General features: G+C 67.4%; 4 protein-coding genes and 1 pseudogene. 2 read left to right on the plus strand and 3 right to left on the minus strand.

Translation table 11 applies throughout. The features are described from left to right. The 3 genes from QZV72_RS01035 to QZV72_RS01045 form a co-directional block, all read right to left on the minus strand. Positions 1-283, minus strand: a 283-nt coding sequence (locus QZV72_RS01035) for a TetR/AcrR family transcriptional regulator (RefSeq protein WP_297004145.1), incomplete at its 3' end; no start/stop codon positions are given. After that, a complete protein-coding gene (locus QZV72_RS01040) occupies positions 280-912 on the minus strand; it encodes a TetR/AcrR family transcriptional regulator (RefSeq protein WP_297004147.1) in 633 nt (210 codons plus the stop codon). The genes QZV72_RS01040 and QZV72_RS01035, both read right to left, overlap by 4 nt. 121 nt (positions 913-1,033) lie before the next feature. Further along, positions 1,034-1,603: a TetR/AcrR family transcriptional regulator gene (locus QZV72_RS01045; protein ID WP_297004149.1), complete on the minus strand. Its 570-nt coding sequence runs from the start codon at positions 1,601-1,603 to the stop codon at positions 1,034-1,036. A gap of 881 nt (positions 1,604-2,484) precedes the next feature. Here QZV72_RS01045 and QZV72_RS01050 point away from each other — a divergent pair. Both QZV72_RS01050 and QZV72_RS01055 read left to right on the plus strand, forming a co-directional pair. Further along, positions 2,485-3,078: a DUF3710 domain-containing protein gene (locus tag QZV72_RS01050; protein ID WP_297004151.1), complete on the plus strand. Its 594-nt coding sequence runs from the start codon at positions 2,485-2,487 to the stop codon at positions 3,076-3,078. A 101-nt stretch (positions 3,079-3,179) separates the two neighbouring features. Beyond that, a pseudogene (locus QZV72_RS01055) lies at positions 3,180-4,981 on the plus strand (hypothetical protein); the annotation flags it as partial.

The following is a 4,981-nucleotide window of genomic DNA, read 5'->3' on the forward strand; positions in this document are numbered from 1 at the left end:
CCTCCCGCCAGGTCATGGTTTCGGACGCTGCGGTGGCGCCGGCCGGGAACTCTGTGACGATGTGTCGGAGGCAGGCGTCGACGAGGTCCCTCCGGCCGGGGAAGAGCCGGTAGAGGGCGGGTGCGGTGACCCCGAGTTCCTCGGCGACGCCGCTCATCGTGAAGTCCATGATGCCGGCCCGGAGCGCGGCGGCGACCGCGTCCTCCGCAGCGAACCTCGGGGGGCGTCCGACAGCGCGCCGCGGCGGCCGGGCTCCCGGGGGCACGGTGTGCGCCGGGGTCACCGGAGCTGCCGTTCGTGGCGGAGGGGGACCGCGAGTGGCCCCGTCATCTCCGGGAAGTCGGGGGCCAGGGCGGTGAGACGGTCGAGGAAGGTGTCTACGTGCACCCGGTACCGGAAGTGGTGTTCGTCGGTGAAGCCCGCTCCCGGGTACTCGCCGGGTGTGGGGAGGCGACGTTGCAGAAGGGCGACCGACGTGGTCGCCAGGTCGGCGAGGTACTGGGTGGCGAAGACGATCTGGGACGTGGTGAACCCCTGGTGCGTCAGCCCCCGGACCATGTCACCGGTCGGGTCGAGGGGATCGCCGAGGGAACGGGGGAAGGTCCACATCACCTCGTCCAGTCCGGGGTGGCGCAGCAGGACCGCCCACAGCTGCTCGGCGAGGGCGGAGAGGTACTCCCGCCACGGCAGCCCGTCAGGCACCGGGGTCTGCTCCCGCCCGATGGCGGTGAGACAGGCCGCAGTGAGGGCTTCCCGTGTCGCGAAGCGCCGGTACAGGGCGGGGGCCGTGACGCGGAGCGTCCGTGCGACGTCGGCCATCGTGAAGTCGGCGACGCCGAGAGCGAGTGCTGCACGGACGGCGTCGTCTGCGGTGAAACGTGGGGGTCGCCCACGAAGGGGAGGATGCGTCACAGGGGACGTGGCACCACCTTGGGGAACGGGGCCGGTCGGCGGGGACCGCACGAGTCGTGCGTTCCGTTTCCAGTCTAGGCCCGACGACCTCGGAAAGCGTAGTGGGAGGTGGCGGGCCGGATCACCCGTCGCTCACCCCGGGGAGGAGGTTCCGGTAGGGGCCGGCGTAACACGGCCAGTCCGGGGCGGTCTCCGCCAGATGGTCGAGGAAGAAGTCGACGAGCTGACGCCACTGGGCACGGGCACCCTCGACAAGGTCTGAGGAGTGATGGGGTCCGGTGAGCACGAGGTGGAGGCGGTTGGTGGCGGCGGTCGTGAGGTCCGCGATCCCGCCCAGTGCGAATGTCGCCTGCGCGTCGCTGAACCCGTGGCAGGTGACGCCGGCCCGGAGGATCTCACCTGCCGGGAGCAGCTTACTGGCAGCCTGGTGCCGGAGCATCAGGATGAGGTCCAGGCCCGGGAATCTGTTGAAGAGTGTCCACCATCCCTCGGCGACATCCTCCAGGAACACCCGCCAGTGCACCCGTGAGGTGGGTATGGTGATGTGCTCGGCGATGGTCTCGAGGCATGCGTCGAGCAGTGAGTCGCGGGAAGGGAAGCACCGGTAGAGGGCGGGTGTCGTCACGGACAGTTTCTTGGCGACCGCAGCCATGGTGAACCGGGATATTCCGACGTCGAGCGCCGCGCTCACGGCATCCTGCCGGGTGAACCGCGGCGGTCTTCCGGGGCGCAGTCTCGGGGTGTCTCGCTGTGTCATGCAAGTGGCGACCGTGGGCATCTGTTCTACTGGCCGTATCCTCTGTGTTCCGAGGTGAAATAAAGTGTTTCGTCGTGCCGGAAGAGTGCGGTACGCCCTCGGGGAAGTGAATGAAATGAATCTATTCAAGGGGAATACAGTGAGGGATTCCACTTTCGCGGTCATAATTAAGTCAAGGGGCCGACCGGACTGTCGGGAAGACTGGCCGATCGGCGACTGATGAGTATTAGAAAATACTCGAACCCTCTCCTGCTGACGCTAGAGAGGGTGAGGGTTGGTCGTCCTAGAGGATGGAACCGACGACGCCGCCGAGGAGGCCGAGGAGGCCGGTAACGAGGAGTCCGACGGTGCCGCCGAGGCCGACGAGAAGTCCACCAAGCATGGTGAGTCCTTTCAGGTTAGGGGTAGTGACATTGTGCTTTCGGGGGTACCCGAAACGCAGAATTCAGTCTATGAGTCGGTCAGGTCCGCGTAAAGAAGGCCCCTTGTCGTGGGGGTGGGGTGTGTGGCGTCGCACTGGCCGCAGCGGTGGGTATCGCAACAGGTCAATGCGGTTTTATCGGGGCTGTTCGGCGGTGGTTCCGCAGGGGTTTTCCGGGGGTCCGGCCACCCCTTTGCGTGGGTGGATCAATTACTGAATGGCAATAAAGAAATAATACTCAGGGCGGATACTACTTCCGCTGACAATTCTACCACCGACATAGTTTGTCGCGTAACTAAGTGGGATATAACTAACTGAGGATTGTCTTTTCCAGTCCTCCGCGTTACGGTAACGGCTAATTGTTGATTGTCCTTGAGGGTGAGGTGAATTGGTCGTGGAGGTTGCTCAGGAGCACGGCCCGTGGGACGGAAGCTCCCTGTTCGGCGGCGACGCTCCCGCCAAAATTCACGAGCCGACCGCGGGTGAGATCACGCTCGACTTCGTGGCCGCGAGTTTTTCGGTACCTGTCAGATACCTGCACGATGTCGGCCTGACGATGTCTGACGGCGACGTTCCCGATTCCGTCGTCATGTCCACCGCCGAAGGCGTCATGGTGAGCGTCTGTGTTCTCGCGGAACCACTCGACGACCGTCGCTGGTGCAGCGGCCTCGCCGCCGACACCGCAACCGCCGTGCGCGGGGAGTTCGAACCCGACGCGGGGTACACGGTGGGTCTGACCGACGGTGTCTTCGGCCGGGAGGTCGTCGTCACGGATGCCGCCGGGGTGATCCGGCTCATCAAGATCGGGGTGGACGGGCCGAGGTGGACCGCCCTCGTCACCTGTCACGGTCCGGCGGTCACCGATGAGGACCGGGAGGCAGTGATCCGGGTGCTGGAGACCATGACGGTCTACCGGGGCCGGGCCGCCTGCGCTCCCGACGCTCCGTTGAGCATGCAACTCGTCAGCCGCACCGAGGCAGGGGACTGACCGTGCACACGGCACTCGGGCGGGTCTGGGTCCCTCCGTAGGACTGCGCCCGGCACCTCACCCCCTTCCATCTCAGAGTCAGAGAGGACTCCCCACCCACCATGCGTTACCCACGTCTACTTCTCGGAGCTCTCGGCGTCGCGGCCCCGGCAGCAGGACTTTTCCTGGCGCCGAGCGCGGCCGCCGCTGAATGGCCCGCCGACCTCAATCTGGACCAGGCACTCGAGGGAGCGGCAGCGACACTCGCCGACTCCCCGGTCACCCCGCCGCTGCCGACCCTGCCCGCCCCGGTGATCCCCGTCGGGGACATCCTTCCGGCCAACCTGCTGCGGAAGAGCACCGCGGTGGAAGCCCCGGAGGCCGTCGTGTCCACCGTCCCGGCCCCGGCCGCCGGTCCCGACCCGGCGGTGGTCGGCGACGCCGTCGCCACGGCACAGCTGCTGGCTGACCCGGCCGCCGCCGTCGCCCCGGTCCTCGATACCGTCCACCAGAACTTCGCCGCAGTCCTGGACTCGCCGGAGTACAAGGTGTGGGTGGACTCCACCGACAACCCCTTCGCCCCCCGTGCGGGGGAGGGCGTCGACCGTGCCGTCGCCGGCCTCGATTCCCTCGTCAGCTCACTGACCCGTTTCCCGGTCGAGACCCTGCAGCAGGTCATCGTCGAGGCGGGTGGCCCGAAGGTTCTCTTCGCCGACCCGGTCGCCGCGGTGAGCGGTGTGCTGGAGAAGATCGGCGGACCTGACGTGTTCGCCGTCATCGGTTCCGTGATCCCCTCCCTCGATCTGGTGCCCCTGTCCGTCCCGGTCGCGGCCCTGGCTGCGCTCGCGGCCCCGCTGTTCGGCGGGCTGTTCGCAGGTAAGGCGCTTCCCCTGACCCTCGGGGCCCTGCCGGTGGTCGCCGGCGGACTGCAGCTCCTGGTCTCCGCACTGGCGGCCGGCCTGCTGAACCTCGGCCCCGCTGTGCTGGGCATCCTCGCGCTGCCGGTGGCTGCCATCGGGGGAATCGTCGCCGCCCTGGTCGGCGGACTGCTGCCGGTGCTCGGTGGCGGACTGCAGTTCCTGGTCTCTGCGCTGGCGGCCGGCCTGCTGAACCTCGGCCCGGTGCTGCTCGGCGTCCTCGCGCTGCCGCTCATCCTGCTGGTCGGCGCCTTCGCGCTTCCTGTGCTGCTGGTCGGTGGCCTGCTCTTCGCCGTCTTCGGTGGTGGACTGCAGCTGCTGGTCTCCGTACTGGCGGCGGGCCTGCTGAATCTCGGCCCGCTGCTGATCAGGGGCCTGATCGCACTGGTCACCGCGCTCGGCCCGATCGCGCTGCTGGGAGGTCTCATCCTCATTGTCGCGCTGCTGGCGTCACTGGTCCTGCAGGGCGGAGGGATCTCCTGGAACCGCTTCTTCGTCTGGTTCGGCTCGCTCGATCTCCGGTCGTTCGACGTGGTCGTGGCCCAGATCCGCGCAACCTGGGACTCCTCGGGGATCAAGCAGACCATCGACAACCTCCTCAACGGCTGGAACAGCACTGATCCGGGCAAGTTCACGGAGGGTATCACCGCGCAGTGGAATGCCGTGACCGGCCGGATCCAGGCTTTCTGGGACAGCATCTCCCTGAACGGCGGCTTCGTCTTCGGCGTCGGTGGTATCGATCTCCGTGGCATCCTCGGCGGGCTCAACGGTATCGGTGCTCTGCTCGGGCTCGCTGCCGCAGCGGTTCTCGGCGTTGCCGCCCTGCCCCTGCTTCTGCCGCTGATCGCTGGTGGACTGCAGCTGCTGGTCTCGGTGCTCGCCGCCGGAGGGCTGAACTTCCTGCCGCTGCTCCTCCTCCTGGCGGCAGGTGCCGGCATCGCCGCGCTGTTCAACTCCGGCATCACGCCGTTCGCCGCCAAGCGAGCCGTCACCGTCGCAGCGTCCCC

The sequence above is a fragment of the uncultured Corynebacterium sp. genome, assembly GCF_902782855.1.
Classification (GTDB): domain Bacteria; phylum Actinomycetota; class Actinomycetes; order Mycobacteriales; family Mycobacteriaceae; genus Corynebacterium.